General features: G+C 40.8%; 14 protein-coding genes. 12 read left to right on the forward strand and 2 right to left on the reverse strand.

Features of this window, described 5'->3' with window-relative positions:
• Window positions 1–13 precede the first annotated feature (13 nt).
• Both WG954_RS12990 and WG954_RS12995 read left to right on the forward strand, forming a co-directional pair.
• A complete protein-coding gene (locus WG954_RS12990; protein ID WP_340437034.1) occupies window positions 14–3,559 on the forward strand; it encodes a molybdopterin-dependent oxidoreductase in 3,546 nt (1,181 codons plus the stop codon).
• Between the two features lie 7 nt (window positions 3,560–3,566).
• Entirely contained in the window at window positions 3,567–5,063 is a 1,497-nt protein-coding gene (locus WG954_RS12995) for a rubredoxin (RefSeq protein ID WP_340437035.1), read from the forward strand.
• Here the strand turns inward: WG954_RS12995 and mobA are convergent.
• Window positions 5,049–5,633, reverse strand: a complete 585-nt coding sequence (gene mobA / locus WG954_RS13000; RefSeq protein ID WP_340437036.1) for a molybdenum cofactor guanylyltransferase — start codon at window positions 5,631–5,633, stop codon at window positions 5,049–5,051. The two genes, WG954_RS12995 and mobA, sit on opposite strands and share 15 nt — an antisense overlap.
• Window positions 5,634–5,637: 4 nt before the next feature.
• Window positions 5,638–5,937, reverse strand: a complete 300-nt coding sequence (locus WG954_RS13005; RefSeq protein WP_340437037.1) for an Rdx family protein — start codon at window positions 5,935–5,937, stop codon at window positions 5,638–5,640.
• A 126-nt stretch (window positions 5,938–6,063) separates the two neighbouring features.
• Between WG954_RS13005 and WG954_RS13010 the strand changes: the two genes are divergently transcribed.
• From WG954_RS13010 to WG954_RS13055, 10 genes are all read left to right on the forward strand, one after another.
• Window positions 6,064–6,891 (forward strand): MOSC domain-containing protein, encoded by an 828-nt coding sequence (locus tag WG954_RS13010; RefSeq protein WP_340437038.1) that lies wholly within the window; start codon window positions 6,064–6,066, stop codon window positions 6,889–6,891.
• Window positions 6,892–6,916: 25 nt separating this feature from the next.
• Window positions 6,917–7,897, forward strand: coding sequence for a GTP 3',8-cyclase MoaA (gene moaA / locus WG954_RS13015; protein ID WP_340437039.1), 981 nt, complete (start codon window positions 6,917–6,919; stop codon window positions 7,895–7,897).
• A gap of 317 nt (window positions 7,898–8,214) precedes the next feature.
• Entirely contained in the window at window positions 8,215–9,657 is a 1,443-nt protein-coding gene (cls, locus tag WG954_RS13020) for a cardiolipin synthase (RefSeq protein ID WP_340437040.1), read from the forward strand.
• Between the two features lie 393 nt (window positions 9,658–10,050).
• Entirely contained in the window at window positions 10,051–10,518 is a 468-nt protein-coding gene (locus WG954_RS13025) for a (2Fe-2S)-binding protein (protein WP_340437042.1), read from the forward strand.
• Window positions 10,519–10,520: 2 nt separating this feature from the next.
• A complete protein-coding gene (locus WG954_RS13030) occupies window positions 10,521–12,623 on the forward strand; it encodes a xanthine dehydrogenase family protein molybdopterin-binding subunit (protein WP_340437044.1) in 2,103 nt (700 codons plus the stop codon).
• Between the two features lie 11 nt (window positions 12,624–12,634).
• Entirely contained in the window at window positions 12,635–13,792 is a 1,158-nt protein-coding gene (locus WG954_RS13035; RefSeq protein ID WP_340437045.1) for an XdhC family protein, read from the forward strand.
• Complete coding sequence (locus tag WG954_RS13040) at window positions 13,782–14,396, forward strand: nucleotidyltransferase family protein (protein ID WP_340437046.1); 615 nt, start codon at window positions 13,782–13,784, stop codon at window positions 14,394–14,396. The genes WG954_RS13035 and WG954_RS13040 overlap by 11 nt, the downstream gene beginning before the upstream one ends.
• A gap of 48 nt (window positions 14,397–14,444) precedes the next feature.
• Window positions 14,445–15,623: a molybdopterin molybdotransferase MoeA gene (locus tag WG954_RS13045; protein ID WP_340437047.1), complete on the forward strand. Its 1,179-nt coding sequence runs from the start codon at window positions 14,445–14,447 to the stop codon at window positions 15,621–15,623.
• Window positions 15,624–15,628: 5 nt separating this feature from the next.
• Entirely contained in the window at window positions 15,629–16,360 is a 732-nt protein-coding gene (locus WG954_RS13050) for a sulfite exporter TauE/SafE family protein (RefSeq protein ID WP_340437048.1), read from the forward strand.
• A gap of 29 nt (window positions 16,361–16,389) precedes the next feature.
• Complete coding sequence (locus WG954_RS13055; RefSeq protein ID WP_340437049.1) at window positions 16,390–16,623, forward strand: MoaD/ThiS family protein; 234 nt, start codon at window positions 16,390–16,392, stop codon at window positions 16,621–16,623.
• Window positions 16,624–16,625: the final 2 nt, after the last annotated feature.

The following is a 16,625-nucleotide window of genomic DNA, read 5'->3' on the forward strand; positions in this document are numbered from 1 at the left end:
GAATGAACATACTATGGATTTAAACAGCTCAGGAAATGCTGCAGCTAACCTTACCACCTGTTGTTACTGTGGTGTGGGTTGCGGTATTGTTACCAGCAAGGATAAGCTCGGACGTTTGCATGTGGAAGGCGATAAGAATCATCCTGTAAACAAAGGGATGCTTTGCAGTAAAGGAATGAATCTTCATTACACAGTGAATGATCGCTCTGATCGTTTGCTTTATCCGGAGATGCGTTACAATCGTAACCAGCCCCGTCAACGGGTTACATGGGATACGGCTTTGGAACGTACTGCAAAAGTGTTTGCAACGTTGATCGAAAAGTATGGTTCTGATTCTGTTGCATTCTATGCGTCGGGTCAATGTTTAACAGAAGAGTATTATGTCATCAATAAACTCATTAAAGGATTTATTGGTAGTAATAATATCGATACTAACTCCCGTCTTTGCATGAGCAGTGCGGTGGTTGGTTATAAAATGAGTTTGGGCGAAGACAGTGTGCCGGTGAGTTACGATGATCTCGAATTAGCAGATGTGATCTTTGTTGCCGGTGCAAATCCTGCGTGGTGTCATCCCATCCTTTGGAGAAGAGTAGAAGCAGCACGTGAAAAAAATCCTGATCTTAAAATTATTGTCAGCGATCCACGTAAAACACAAACCTGTTCTATTGCAAATGTTCACTTGCAATTAAATCCCGGTACCGATGTTACACTTCATCATGCTATAGGGAGAGTGCTGATCGAGAATGGAGATATTGATCTCGACTTTATCGCCAATCATGCAGAAGGGTTTGAAAAATACCGTGATACCGTATTTGAACGCACAATTGCAGAAGCTGCCATCATTTGTGGTGTTGCTGAAAAAGATATTCGTTTAGCTGCTTCTTATATTGGTAAAGCGAAAGGTTTTATTACCATGTGGACGATGGGCTTAAACCAAAGCGTCATTGGTGTAAACAAAAACCTTTCACTCATCAACTTAAATTTAATTACTGGTCATATTGGAAAACCAGGCTCCGGTCCGTTATCATTAACCGGTCAGCCAAATGCAATGGGAGGAAGAGAAGTTGGAGGTTTATCAAACTTATTACCTGCTCATCGTGATCTGCTGAACCCTGAACACCGTGCTGCAGTAGAAAATTTCTGGGGTGTTGCTCCGGGAACGATCGCTGCAAAACCTGGCCTTACTGCTACAGAAATGTTTGAAGCGTTGAATGATGGACGATTAAAAGCCATCTGGATACTTTGTACCAATCCACTCATCAGTTTGCCTGATGTGAGAATTGCAGAAGAGGGGTTGAAGAAAGCAAAGTTTGTAGTAGTACAGGAAGTAAGTAATCGCCCCGAGACACTCAGGTATGCCGATGTGGTGTTACCTGCTGCATCATGGACCGAAAAAGAAGGCACCATGACGAATGCAGAGCGCCGCATCAGCTACTTGAATAAAATTATAGATGCACCGGGTGAAGCCTTGCCCGATGCAGAGATCATTTGCCGCTTTGCAAAAAAGATGGGCTTCAATGGTTTTGATTACAACAGCTTCTCCGAAATTTTTGCAGAACATGTAGCACTCACTGCCGGTACAAATATTGACATGAGCGGATTGAGTTATGAAATTCTGAAAGAGAAACGTTCGGTGCAATGGCCTTACACTTCTTCATCGGAGGGTTATGGAACAAAAAGATTGTTCACCGATCGTAAGTTTCATACGCCTTCGAAAAAAGCCATCATTCACTCATTTAATGACGAGAACCAATCAGAAAAATTAAGTCCTGATTTTCCATTGGTGTTAACCACCGGCCGCATCCGTGATCAGTGGCATACCATGAGTAAAACAGGAAAAGTAAATAAACTCAGGCAGCATATTTCAGAATCATTTTTAGAAATACATCCTGATGATGCGGCTGAACGTTCCATTAAAGAAAACGATCTTGTTGAAATTTTTAATGGGAGAGGTAATGTGCGGGTGAAAGCTAGATTTTCAACCGACATTAAAAAAGGTGTTGTGTTTTTGCCGATGCATTGGGGCAAAGTGTTGAACAGCGATTTGAACAGGGCGAATAATCTTACTAATAATTTAGTTGATCCGAAAAGTAAGGAACCTGATTTCAAGTTCTCGGCTGTTGAAGTAAAACTTCATAAGAAAGCCAAACAAAAGATAATTGTAGTTGGTGCAGGAGCAGGTGCCTGTGGTTTTGTACGCAGCTACCGCATGATCAATACAGATGATGAAATTGAAATTTTCAGCAAAGAAGATTTTCCGTTTTACAACCGTGTATTATTGCCCGATTATATCAGTGGTACGCTGCAATGGCAGAACCTCATTAAAATGAGTGACGCAGAAGAATATGATTACAATATCAAACTGCATCGTGGAGTAAGCATCACCGAAATAAACCGTGAACAAAAAACGGTGATAGACAGCAAAGGCAATACTCATCAGTACGATGTGTTGTTATTGGCAACCGGTAGTCGTGCAGCTATGTTGCGTGATGTGCCAGCCATGCAGGGCATCTTTACCATGCGCAGCAGAACTGATGCAGATAACTTCAAGTATCATGTTGATCCGGCGAAAGGAAAAGTAGTGATTGTTGGTGGTGGTTTGTTGGGTATAGAATTAGCAGCATCACTGCGTGAAGTAGGAGTTGAAGTAACTATTGTGCAACGTATCTCCCGTTTAATGGATCGTCAGCTTGATCCGTTGGGCAGCCAGTTGTTGCACGAAGAGTTAACAGATAAAGGCGTTGATATTTATTATAACGATGAGATCGAACGTTTCCTTGGCGATACAACTGTTACAGGCATTCGTTTAAAGAGTGGTTTGATGATCGATTGCCAGGCGATTGTAATCGCCATCGGCACTGTGCCGAATATCGAAATTGCGAAAGCCGCAGGTATCGATTGTAAACGTGGTGTTGTGGTGGACGAATACCTGCAAACAAATGATCCTTCTGTATTTGCCATTGGTGAAATTGCAGAGTTCAAAGGATTTCTCTATGGCATTACTGCCGCTGCAGAACAACAGGCAGAAGTTGTCGCAAGATATTTAGGTGGCGATATTTCCAACTACTATTCCGGTTCATTGCTCATGAACATTTTGAAAATGCATGGCACAGAACTTTGTTCATTGGGTGAAGTGGAATGTCCTGATGATCCTGCTTATGAAGAAGTGGTGTTTATTGATAAAGCAAAACGTTACTACAAGAAATGTATCATCCATAATGATCGTTTGATCGGTGCTATTTTAATTGGTGATAAGAGTGAGTTCCTTGAATACCGCAACCTCATTGAGCAAAAAATGGAGTTGAGCGAAAAACGTTTACAATTATTACGTTCAGGCAAAGCACCTGAGCCTGTGATTGGTAAACTGGTGTGCAGTTGTAATAATGTGGGCGAAGGAAATCTCATCAACAGAATAAAAGAAGGTTGTAAAGATCATTTGCAGTTATGTCAGCTTACAGGTGCAGGTATGGGTTGCGGCAGTTGCAGGCCCGAAGTGAAAACGATCCTGGAAAATAATCTTCATTCAAACGTAAAAGAAACAGTACTCGCAGAAAAATAAAGTGTGTATGAACAGCAGTACAACCATAAAGATCAATTTTCGTGGTGGAATTATTTCACCCGGCGATCTGTATAATATTTTAGTGGCTGCTACAAAAGCAGGTATTAAACATGTGAGTTTTGGTTTGCGTCAGCAATTGCTCATTAGTGTAAGTGTTGAAAACAGGCAATCGTTGCTGAGCGAACTGGACCTGATCGATATTGCATACGAAACAGGCAACGAGCAGTATCCAAACATTGTGAGTTCTTATCCTGCTGAAGAGATCTTTATCAACAATACTTGGTTGAGTGAAGGTGTGTACAAAGATATTTTTGATGGCATCGATTATCAGCCAACATTAAAAATAAATGTAAGCGACAGTAACCAGAGTTTCACACCAATGCTTACAGGTAATATCAACTGGGTGGCTGCAAGTGAAGCTGCACATTTCTGGCATCTCTTTATTCGTTTTCCGAAAACAAATACTATTTATGAATGGAACCAGTTGGTGTACACGAATGATGTAGCAAAAGTGTCAAAAGAAATTGAAGAGATCATCGCCAATCATCGTGACCGCTTTTTTGATAATGCAGAAGCGCAAGGTGAAACATTGATGAAGCTGGTACATACAGATCGTTACATTACCAAGCCTGTTGAAAAAGCTGTACAATTGCCGGCATTTAATCTGCCTTATTACGAAGGGTTCAATAAATATAACAACAGTAAATACTGGATGGGTGTGTACCGCAGAGATGAATTGTTTAGTGTTGATTTTCTGAAAGAAGTATGCAAGCTTTGTTTGGAAACCAAGATCGGTCAGTTATGCTCCACTCCATGGAAGAGCATTATTGTAAAAGGGATTGATGAAAAAGATAAACGTAAATGGAGTTTGTTGCTGGATAAATTTCATCTCAATGTGCGACATGCAGCCAACGAATTAAATTTCCAGGTAGAAGATGATTGCAGCGAAGGATTAGCGTTGAAAAACTATCTTGTTAAGCAATTGAATAATGATGATACCCGCACATTCGGTCTTTGTATTGGTATTAAAACAAGAAGCAAGAGCGAAGTGTTCAGTAGCATACTGGTAAAACGTAAACCCCTATTGAAATTATTCGGTTGGGAGTTATTGTATGTGTACGATATTCTTTGTGCCAATGATTTCAACCCCAATGCACGTACAGGTTTTGTATTCAGCAGCAACAATCCAAAGTTTTTACTCTCTGAACAGTTGCGTCGTTCGGTAAATGCATTTTACCAGAACCGTGAAGGAAAGATGGCTATTGTTGAGAAAGTATTACCTGCGAAAAAGGAAGTAGAGAAGAAGCCCGTTGCACAATATGTTCATCAATGCACGGACTGTTTAACGGTATATGATGAAACGGTGGGCGAACCTGAAAGTAATATTGCAGCAGGAGTGAAGTTCGAATCGTTACCTGCAGATTATTGTTGCCCTTTATGCGATGCAGGTAAAGAAAGTTTTACAAAAATTGAAAAATCGAAACTGGGTTTACAAACCGTTTAATTCAGCATGTGCATTAAAGTTGCGGAAGCAGGTTTTTTGTGCATCGTTTAATTGAATGCTGAATACAGTTAAATGATCCAACATAAACTTCATGCTGTGTCTTGTTAACGAACCGTTTTGCAGCATGTCGAAAATTGTTGCAAGTCCTTTTGCAGTATAAATCGCACACAATGGCTCTGGTTCATGATCGTTCATAAACACATAGGCGTCATAGCCGGGGTTTTGTTTATAAGCAGCAGAAAGTTCTTTGATCAATATTGGTTCCATCAGCGGCATATCACACGCAAACACAAACAGGTCTTCAGTGTTGAATTGGAGATGAGCGCTCAACACACCCAGCAATGGCCCGTGCAATTTTAAAGAAGCAGCATCAACAAACAGATCATCGGCAGCAAATACTTCTGCATAATCATTCAGCTGTTGCCTGTTCACAGAAAGTTTTACAGGAATACCGAGAATACTGAGTTTGTCAACAGCAGTTTGCGCCCATGTATTTGCTTCAAGTTTCAGCAAGCCTTTGTCGCTGCCCATTCTTGTGCTTTGTCCGCCGCATAAAATTATTCCGATCATAACACTAAAGTGAACTTTGATGATGTGGTTTAGTATCAGCATGTCCAAGGCTTTTACCCGGACTTACAATATCTCTCACCACCTGTTTCAGTTCTTTGATCTCAGGAAAGCCGCCATAGGTTTTACGGTTGAAAATTTCTTTACCATCAATAGAAATATGAAAATCGCCGCTTACTTCACTTGGTTGCAGTGTAACAGCTTTTAATTCGTTTTCGAACGTAGTGAGTAACTCCTGTGCGATGTAGGCAGAACGCAAGAGCCAATGACATTTGGGGCAGTATTCAATGGTAATAACGGGTTTCATGTGTTGAACTTAATTGTTAAGGATAAAAGAGCGTTATAAAATTACTGTTATTTTAGTCTGTTAAAAATTATTCTTTGCATCAAAAAGCAAAGCTGGCAGACGTTTGCAAATACTGTAATTTTAGGCATGCTTTCGATCAGTCGTTTATATGTATATCCCATTAAATCGCTTGGAGGGATTGAACTCAGTTCGGCAGAGTTGACCGACCGTGGTATTGAGCACGACCGCCGATGGATGCTTGTAGGAGATGACAACCGGTTTTTAACGCAACGGGAGTTTCCACGAATGGCTTTGCTGCGCACTGCTATTCATGCAAATGAATTGATCGTATCTGAAAAAGGAAATGATGCAGAAAGGATCCATCTTAATTTAAATCCAACAGGAAGTGATTTAATAAGTGTACAGATATGGGATGATGTGTGTGATGCAATTGAAATAAGCAAAGAAATCAACGAATGGTTTTCGCAAAAGTTGAATATGCACTGTAAGTTGGTGTATATGCCAGAGGTGAGCAAACGAAGAGTGGATGTTGATTATGCGTTGAATAAAGAGATCACCGGTTTCTCTGATGCATTTCCGCTGTTGATGATCGGGCAGGCATCGTTGGATGATTTGAACAGCCGCTTGGAAATACCTGTGCCGATGAATCGTTTCCGGCCAAATATCGTTTTCACCGGTGGCGATCCCTATAAAGAAGATACGATGCAACATTTCCAGATCAACGGCATTGATCTGTATGCAGTAAAGCCTTGTGCAAGATGTGCCATAACAACTACCGACCAGGAAACAGCAGCAACTGCAAAAGAACCGTTGAAAACGTTAGCATCATACAGAACAGGAAATAACAAAGTGTATTTCGGACAGAATATTTTATATAAACAACAAGGAACAATTACAGTAGGAGATGAGTTGAAGGTTGTGCAGGTAAAAGAAGCATTGCAGTTGAATGCCTGATCATCTCTCAAATAAAAAGAAGAACATGTTGATCGACAAATATAATCGTGTACATAATTATTTGCGGATATCGTTAACAGATAACTGTAACCTGCGTTGCTTTTATTGTATGCCTGAAGAAGAGTACGAGTTTACGAAGCAGGCTAACCTTATGCAGGCCGATGAAATTGAATCGCTGGCAAAAACATTTGTACAACTCGGCGTAAACAAGATCCGCTTAACAGGTGGCGAACCATTGGTACGTAAAGATGCCGCTGATATTATACTTCGCTTGGCAAAGTTGCCGGTTAAACTTACGCTCACCACCAACGGTACAAGACTGCATGAGTTTGTAGATGTGCTGGAAGAAGCAGGTGTACGTTCGCTCAATATAAGTCTTGACACTTTACAAGCCGCCACGTTTCAGCATCTCACCAGAAGAGATCAGTTTCAGCGAGTGATGGAAAATATTCAACTGCTCATCAACCGCAATTTTCATGTAAAAGTAAATGTGGTTGTGATGAAAGGTTTGAACGATGGAGAGATCAATGATTTTATTGCATGGACAAAAGATACACCGGTGCATGTGCGTTTTATTGAGTTTATGCCATTCAGCGGTAATCAATGGACAAGCAACCAGGTATTTACCTGGCAAGAGATATTACAGGTAGTGGATCAACAATATTCTTTCCTTCCACTAAAGAATGAAGAGCATGATACAGCGAAAGGTTATATTGTTCCCGGTCATGCAGGAACATTTTCTGTCATCAGTACTATGAGTGCACCTTTCTGCAGCAGTTGTAACCGGATGCGTTTAACTGCAGATGGTAAAATGAAAAACTGTTTGTTTGCTGAAAAGGAAATGGACTTATTAACAGCATTTCGAAGCGGACACAATGTAACTGAACTCATCACACAAAACATAGCAGAGAAGGCAAAAGAACTCGGCGGACAATTCACTGCCGACTTTGAACACATCAATGCAGAAACCATTCATAACAGAAGTATGATTGGCATTGGAGGATAGAAGAAACCTGGAAACAAAAGTCGCTTTAGATACAGCAAAAGCTGACGTATAAACGCAGATTTCAAAAGTACATAGTCGTTTTGCTTCATGCCATGAACTTTAAAACTTCGGGGAATTTTTTACTCACCTTTCATCGTGATCCGTAATTGAAAGCTGTCCTTCCAGTTACCTGTCTCCTTCGGTAACGCCACATATGTTTAACAATGGTTGTTGTTATTACTGAACTCATCCCTGCAATCGCATTCAAAACCGTTATTGGCACAATCTTTTAAGTAATAAGATGCTGATTTATTTTCATCAGCAACCAAATAATCATCATGCATTGGGTTTATATTATCGGCGGGGTTTATCTCCTTATACTTATGGCTGTTTGCCTTCGCATTATTTATGAAACAAGAAGTGCCACAAAAACGATGGCCTACCTGCTTTTGGCAGTTTTCATACCTGTGGGTGGCATTGTCTTTTACTTATTATTCGGTGTCAACTTTTGGAAAACAAAAGCGTACAGTAATAAATCTGACGAAGATGAAAAGCTATTGGAACATTTGAAGAAGGAAATGAAGATATATGGAACTGAAACCGTTCTTCCTCCAGAATTGCCGGCTGAAAACAGGGAGCTTGCAGTGATGCTGCAAAAGGTACTTAGCAGTCCGCTTACCCGGAGAAACAAATTGCAACTTTTAATAAACGGCGAAGAAAAATTTCCTGAAGTACTGGAAGCCATCCGCAATGCGAAACACCATATACATATTCAGTATTACATTTTTGCACAGGATAATATTGGTGAACAAATTGAAGAGCTCCTGATAAAAAAAGCGACTGAAGGTGTACGGGTACGTTTTATCTATGACGATTTTGGAAGCCCGAATATTAAAAAAAGCATAGAAGATAGAATGAGAAAAGCCGGCATTGAGATCTATCCTTTTCAAAAAGTGATGTTTTATCTGTTAGCAAACCGGTTGAATTACAGAAATCATAGAAAGACGTTGATCATAGACGGACAAACTGCTTTTACAGGCGGAATAAATGTTTGCGATAAATATATCAACAACGGAACGCATAAGTTATTTTGGCGGGATACTCATCTTCGAATTGACGGCCCCGGTGTTTTTTATTTGCAATATCTTTTTTTAACTGATTGGAAATTTTGTTGCGATGAGGATGTAGAATTGGACGAATTCCAATTCCCGGTTCCCGCAACACACAAGGAAGATAGTTTTCTGCAAGTAGCAGCCAGTGGTCCGGAGTCGAAACAACCTTCTGTTCTGTTTTCGTTATTGCAATCGATCTTCCTGGCAAAAAAGGAAATCCTTATTACAACACCTTATTTTATTCCCGGCGATAGCATTTTGGAAGCATTAAAAATTGCAGCCTTAAGTGGGCTTTCCGTAAAATTATTGGCACCGGGTATCTGTGATTCTAAACTGGTGAATGCAGCTTCAAAATCTTATTATGAAGATTTGCTTTGCGCTGGTGTTGAAGTATACGTTTACAAAAAAGGATTTGTACATGCCAAAACATTGGTTGCTGATGGTAACCTTTCTATTATTGGAACAGCAAATATGGATTATAGAAGCTTTGAATTAAATTTTGAAGCAAATGTTTTGGTATATGACAGAACATTTGCAGAAGAGTTAAGATCAGTTTTTTATAAAGACCTTGAGGAAGCTGAGAAAATAGATAAAGAAGAATGGTGCAAGCGATCGGCCTTTGAACAATTGCCTGAAAGGTTAGCCAGGTTGTTTTCACATGTTTTGTAATTTTACGTTCTGCATCTTTTGCTCTTAATTCAGATTTCTAAACATATTCGGCGATTTGGTACAAGAAAGCAGAAGTGTAGTCAGTATCAGTTAACATCAACGGCAATACAGCCATCCTGTTAAACGATATCCCCTAAGTGGCGGTTGTTGGCAGAAAGGAAATCATCAATCCCTTTATGGTAGGGAAGTAAATATCAATGAAAAAGGTAAATGGAAGATGGGTTCACTTGCCTTCTCAAAATTGTTGAGGATTGTTAAAATGAACGTAGATAATAGGTAAACGTTCTGCGATTCAATTTCCGTTAATCTTCCCAAAACAGTCATTCATATAATTGTCGTTGATTTTGCGTTTTTGTTCTTCGGGAATAACTAACTTCCCTAAAAGTATTCCTCATGGCAGCAATCAATTTGAATGTAAATGGTAAAACGCTATCGGTTGATGTAGATCCGGCAACACCTTTGTTATGGGTGCTGAGAGATCATTTAAACCTTGTTGGTACAAAATTTGGCTGTGGCATGGCACAATGCGGTGCATGCACTGTACACCTGAATGGTAATGCCATACGTTCCTGCACATTGCCCGTTTCATCCGTAAAAAATAATGCGATTGTTACCATTGAAGGGTTAAGCGAAAAAGGCGATCATCCTTTGCAACAGGCATGGGAAGAACTCGATGTGTCACAATGTGGTTATTGCCAGGCGGGCCAGATCATGAGTGCAGCTGCCTTATTAAAACGCAATGCAAAACCAACCGATCAGGATATTGATAATGCGATGTCTGGAAATATCTGCAGATGCGGAACACATGTCCGCATTCGCAAAGCAATTCATTTAGCAGCCAAAACACAAAGCAAAAAATAATTATGGCAACAACACACTCAAGAAGAAATTTTCTGAAGGTATCTGCTTTATCAGGTGGTGGTATGCTCATCAGTTTTAGTTTGCTCAACCTGCCTGCAGAAGCCAAAGCATTGGAAGAAATGATCTTTACCCCGAATGCTTATATCACCATTGCTGCTGATGGTTCCATTGTGTTATTAGCACCAAATCCGGAAATTGGTCAGGGTGTAAAAACATCGTTGCCAATGATCATTGCAGAAGAGCTGGGTGTTGATTGGAAAAAAATAAAAGTTGAATTGGCGCCATTACACATTAAAATGGGCAGACAAACTGCCGGTGGCAGCGGATCAGTAAGAGGACGATTTACAGAGTTGCGTACGGTTGGTGCAACTGCACGTGAAATGTTAACGACTGCTGCGGCGCAACAATGGAACGTTCCTGTAACGGAGTGTACTGTTGAAAACGGAGAAGTGATCCATAAAGCAACTGGCAAGAAATTGAGTTATGCCTCGTTGGCATCTGCAGCGGCAAAACTGGAAGTGCCCTCTAAACCAACTTTAAAGGATCCGAAAGAATTTAAATTGATCGGCACAAGAGTAAAAGATGTCGATGCACATAAAATTGTAACCGGTCAGCCGTTGTTTGGCATTGATACAAGAAGAGAAGGAATGCTGTTCGCCATGGTAAGCCGTGCTCCTGCTTATGGAAAAACATTGGGCGACGTAAACGATGCAGCTGCATTGAAAATTGAAGGTGTAAAAAAAGTAGTGAAGATCAAGAACGCAGTTGCTGTGCTTGCAACATCTACATGGGCGGCAAAAAAAGGAAGGGATGCATTGGTGATCCAATGGAATGCAAGTGAAAAACTGGAGAATACGGCCGAACATTTTGCAACCTTTAAAGAAATGCTTGATAAACCTACAGCAACTCCTCAACGAAACGATGGAGATGTAGATGCAGCAAAACAAGGTGCTACAAAATTTCTTGATGTAACATATGAAATACCTGCACTTTCGCACGGGCAAATGGAGCCGCTTAATTTTTATGCAAATGTGAAAGATGGAAAAGTGGAATTGTTTGGTCCAACACAGGTACCCGGTGCTGTAAGAACTGAAGTATCAAAACAACTAGGAATAGCGGAAGAAAATATTACCATATCATCGCCCCGACAAGGCGGTGGTTTTGGCAGAAAGTTAATGACCGATAATGGAGTGGAAGCTGCGTTGATCTCGGCAGCAGCACAAAGTCCGGTGCAGGTGCAATGGACTCGTGAGGATGATATGCAGAATGATTTTTACCGTCCTGCAGAAATGTGGAGATACCGTGCAGCACTTTCAGCTGACAATTTATTATCATGGCATCAATCAGGAATTGGTATTGGTCGTGGTGTGCGTGGCGATAGTTATGTTGCAGGTGCAATTGCAAATTACCGTGCCGAAGGACAAGGCTTTACCAGCAATACACCAACGGGTTGGTGGAGAGCACCTGGTGCAAACACATTGGCCTATGTTGCTGAAAGTTTCATGGATGAAGTATGCACGGCATTGAAAAAAGATCCGATAGCATTTCGTCTGGAGTTATTGAAAAAAGCAAAAGAACAAACGGTTGGAAAAATTAATTACGATCCGGAGAAATATAAAAGTGTGATTGAACTTGTGGCGAAGATGAGTAAGTGGGGTTCAAAAACACCCGGCGTATTCAGAGGTTTTTCTACCTGGTTCTCGTTTGGTTCGTATGTAGCGCAGGTAGTGGATTTGCAAATGGTGGACGGACAACCGAAGGTGAAGAAAGTGTATTGTGCCGTAAACTGTGGCCGTGTCATTAATTTGAGTGGCGCAGAAAACCAGGTGCAGGGGTCCATTGTGGATGGCATCAGCCATGCCATGTTCCCGAAAGTAACCTTTGTGAATGGTGCAGTAGCCGAAACAAATTTTCATACTTATAAGTTCTTACGCATGAGAGATGCACCAACGGAAGTTGATGTGCAATTTGTTGAAAGCGATGAAGCGCCAACGGGTTTAGGTGAACCTGCATTGCCGCCAATAGCAGCAGCACTTGCCAATGCAATTTTTGCAGCCACCGGTAAACGATTACGCAAGCTGCCATTTGCCGAACAGTTGGGTTAGTTCAGTGTTACATGACGAAAGAGATCAATGAAATAATTGCAGCATACAAAAAAGCAACGCAGAAGGGAATGAAGACTGCGTTGGCAACGGTTGTGTATGTGGAAGGTTCTTCTTACCGCCGACCCGGCGCCCGCATGTTGGTGGAAGAAGATGGACGGATGACCGGTGCAATCAGCGGTGGATGTTTAGAAGGCGATGCATTGCGAAAAGCATTGCTTGCTATTCATCAAAACCAAAACAAACTTGTTACATATAATTCGATGGATGAAGAAGATGTTGAGTTTGGTGTGCAGTTGGGTTGCAATGGTATTGTGCATATTTTATTTGAACCGATTAATGCGGAAGATGAGAATAACCCCATTGCATTACTGGAACGATCCCAGTTATACAGAAGAGAAACGGTCTTGGTCACTTTGTTTTCACTGCACAACTTCCATGGTCATCAACCCGGCACTTGTTTTTTTCTTGATAAGGAAACAAAGTACAGCACCATTGATGATGATGCTTTGCAAGCCATCGTTCAAACCGATGCATCATCAATACTTGCAACAGGATCATCTGTTATTAAAGAATACGAATCGTTTGAATTGACAGCCTTTGTTGAATTGTTGCAGCCATCTGTTTCACTGATTATTGTTGGTGCAGGCAATGATGCATTTCCGTTAGTGGAAATGACGAAGGTGCTGGGTTGGCAGATAACTGTTGCTGATGGACGATCCACACATGCCAATGCACAACGTTTTCCTGACGTGCATCAATTGATCACGGGAAAGCCTGCTGATATTATCAATCAACTTGTGCCAGATGAATGGACGGTATTTCTGTTGATGACACATAATTACAAGTATGATCTGGCAATGATGAAACTGTTATTGCAGATCAACTGCAGATACATAGGTACACTCGGGCCAAAGAAACGTTTGGAACGTATGTTTGATGAATTAAGAGATGAAGGCGTTACTGTAACAGATGAACAACGTGCAATGATCCATGGGCCGATCGGTCTTGACATCGGAGCTGAAGCTGCAGAAGAAATTGCATTGTCTGTATTGGCAGAAATAAAAGCTGTGTTTGCAGCACGTACAGGGGGCTTTTTAAAAAACCGCTCTGTTAGTATTCATACACGCAATGAATTGGAATTACAGAAATTAAGCAGCAATGGCAGATGAGCAAATAAATCAAAATACTACCGGAGTTATAATACTCGCTGCAGGTGCATCGTCACGCTTAGGCTCCCCCAAACAATTATTAGTTTATTCAGGTGTTACATTATTGCAACATTCAATTGAAGCGGCACAGACAGCTGATGCTGCTTCTGTGGTTGTTGTTTTGGGTGCAAATGCTGATGTGATTAAAACTGAATTAAACATTGAAACAGTTGAGTTAGTTGTCAATCCTGAATGGAAAGAAGGAATGGCTTCAACAATTCGCTTCGGTTTACAAACGTTGTTGAAATTGAATCCGCAAGTTGAAGCCGTGGTATTCATGGTAGCTGATCAGCCGTTTGTAACAGCAGGGTTATTAAATGATTTGATGGAGTTGAACAAAAAAGAACAGCGCAGCATTGTTGCAAGTAAATATGGAACTACTTTTGGAACACCTGTTTTATTTACCAAACGTTTCTTTCCGGAGCTTTTGGAATTAGCAGGCGATGTTGGAGCAAAAAGCCTGGTTCGAAAGTATCAGAACGAAGCAGCATTTGTTCATTTTCCGAAAGGAGAGATAGATATTGACACATTGGAGGATTATCAGAATCTTTCAAAAGATGAATGAAGTTATGTATCGTCTGACGCACTCGTCAGACAGGAAATTCAGCAAACAATGATTACTGTAGCAGAAGCAAAACATATTATTTCAACAAACGTAACAGCATTAAATCCTGTTACTCTTTCCTTATTACAGGCAAGAGGAAAAGTATTGGCTGCAGATGTATTTGCAACAATTGATATTCCTGCATTTCCACAATCTGCCATGGATGGCTATGCATTTGCATTTGATGATCTGCAAAAAGAATTGATCATTGATGGAGAGATGCCTGCAGGAAGTTCATCTGCAATAGAAGTTGCAGATGGTAAAGCAATCCGCATCTTTACAGGTGCACCTGTACCTGCAGGAGCAGATACTGTGGTGATGCAGGAAAAAGTAAAAACAGAAAATAGCATCTTAATTATTGACGATGAAAAGCTGCAACGTAACAGCAATGTTCGTCCCATTGGTTCTGAAATAAAAGCAGGCGAATTGGCTTTACCCAAAGAAAGTTTACTCACTGCAGCTGCTATTGGATTTTTAGCAGGGATTGGTGTTACTGAAATATCCGTTATTCCCGATCCTGTGATCAGCATCATCCTTACCGGCAACGAATTACAGGAGCCGGGCAAGCCATTGTCGTACGGACAAGTGTATGAATCCAACTCATTTGGTTTAACAGCAGCATTGGAATCGCTGCATCTTCCTGTTCATCATATTTACAAAGCAGAAGATGATCCGGAGGTATTAACGGCGATCTTACAACAGGCGTTGAATGAAAGTGATCTTATATTATTAACAGGTGGTGTAAGTGTTGGTGATTATGATTTTGTATTGCAGGCTGCAAATACATGTGGCGTTGTGCAACAGTTTCACAAAATAAAACAACGGCCGGGTAAACCTTTGTTCTTTGGAACGAAAGGAGATAAACTTGTTTTTGGCTTACCGGGTAATCCATCATCAGTGCTTACCTGTTTTTATGAATATGTAACAGAAGCATTGTCGCTGCAAACAAAACGCCCTTTGCAATTAAAGACTGTGCAAACTGTATTGGCGAAGGGTTGTAAAAAAGCTCCGGGATTGACACATTTTCAAAAAGCATATTACGATGGGCAAACGGTGTTGCCTTTAACAGCACAGGAATCATACAAATTAAATTCGTTTGCAACGGCCAACTGTTTGCTGCAACTGGATGGCGAGAAAGAAGAGTATAAAGCAAATGATACCGTAACCATTCATCTTTTACCTGTTTAACTGCAATGGATTTTATTTACTTGTTTTATATTCTTTTATTCCTTGTTGCACTTTTATATGCATCAGTAGGGCATGGCGGTGCAAGTGGTTACCTGGCATTGATGGCCATCTTCAGCATTGCACCTGATGTAATGAAACCAACAGCCTTGTTGCTGAATTTATTTGTATCACTTACATCATTCATCCAGTTTTATCGTGGTGGTTATTTTAAATGGAATGTGTTTTGGCCATTTGCTTTATTGTCGGTTCCAATGGCCTATTTTGGCGGGAAGGTTGGTATTGATGCGGATGTTTATAAGAAAATTCTTGGCCTGCTTTTATTGATACCGGTTGCAAGATTTCTTTTCTTCAGCAATATCCAGGTAGATGAACCGAAGAAAGTAAACTCAGGGGCAGCTGTTGTAATTGGAGCTGTCATTGGTTTTCTTTCCGGGCTTATCGGTATTGGAGGAGGGATTATTCTTTCTCCAGTCCTTTTAATGCTGAAGTGGGCAAACATGAAACAAGCGGCAGCAATAAGCGCTTTGTTCATTTTCGTCAATTCGCTTTCAGGTTTGGCAGGACAACTGACCAAGGGCATTCAGTTTACAACGGACATGTACCTATTTGTAGTCACTGCTTTTGCAGGAGGATTGGCAGGCGCTTATTTCGGCTCAGTCAAGTTGAAACAGGGTATGTTGAAATATATGCTGGCAACGGTATTATTAATTGCTGCTGTAAAACTATTGGTAACCTGAGTTGGGTTATTTTTGCTGCTTAAACAACAATGATGCGTGTGGAGGTTTTGTTTTTTGGAAAGCTGGTTGACATTGCAGGTGCTTCGCTTGTACTGAATGATATAACATCAACTGATGAACTGCTGGAGCAACTTCGTTTGCAGTACCCGGCACTTGCAACTGAAAAATTTATTATGGCAGTTGACAAAAAAACGATTTCAACCAATACTTCTTTAACGGATAACAGCACAGTTGCTTTATTACCTCCTTTCTCCGGTGGATAAAA

Source organism: Lacibacter sp. H375 (genome assembly GCF_037892425.1).
GTDB lineage: Bacteria > Bacteroidota > Bacteroidia > Chitinophagales > Chitinophagaceae > Lacibacter.

Coding starts and splice junctions, on each gene's coding strand:
- WG954_RS13040 (WP_340437046.1), top strand. CDS start 13,782: ATGGCAGATGAGCAAATAAATCAAAATACTACCGGAGTTATAATACTC.
- mobA (WP_340437036.1), bottom strand. CDS start 5,633: ATGATCGGAATAATTTTATGCGGCGGACAAAGCACAAGAATGGGCAGC.
- WG954_RS13045 (WP_340437047.1), top strand. CDS start 14,445: ATGATTACTGTAGCAGAAGCAAAACATATTATTTCAACAAACGTAACA.
- WG954_RS12995 (WP_340437035.1), top strand. CDS start 3,567: ATGAACAGCAGTACAACCATAAAGATCAATTTTCGTGGTGGAATTATT.
- cls (WP_340437040.1), top strand. CDS start 8,215: ATGCATTGGGTTTATATTATCGGCGGGGTTTATCTCCTTATACTTATG.
- moaA (WP_340437039.1), top strand. CDS start 6,917: ATGTTGATCGACAAATATAATCGTGTACATAATTATTTGCGGATATCG.
- WG954_RS13025 (WP_340437042.1), top strand. CDS start 10,051: ATGGCAGCAATCAATTTGAATGTAAATGGTAAAACGCTATCGGTTGAT.
- WG954_RS13030 (WP_340437044.1), top strand. CDS start 10,521: ATGGCAACAACACACTCAAGAAGAAATTTTCTGAAGGTATCTGCTTTA.
- WG954_RS13055 (WP_340437049.1), top strand. CDS start 16,390: ATGATGCGTGTGGAGGTTTTGTTTTTTGGAAAGCTGGTTGACATTGCA.
- WG954_RS13035 (WP_340437045.1), top strand. CDS start 12,635: ATGACGAAAGAGATCAATGAAATAATTGCAGCATACAAAAAAGCAACG.
- WG954_RS13050 (WP_340437048.1), top strand. CDS start 15,629: ATGGATTTTATTTACTTGTTTTATATTCTTTTATTCCTTGTTGCACTT.
- WG954_RS13010 (WP_340437038.1), top strand. CDS start 6,064: ATGCTTTCGATCAGTCGTTTATATGTATATCCCATTAAATCGCTTGGA.
- WG954_RS13005 (WP_340437037.1), bottom strand. CDS start 5,937: ATGAAACCCGTTATTACCATTGAATACTGCCCCAAATGTCATTGGCTC.
- WG954_RS12990 (WP_340437034.1), top strand. CDS start 14: ATGGATTTAAACAGCTCAGGAAATGCTGCAGCTAACCTTACCACCTGT.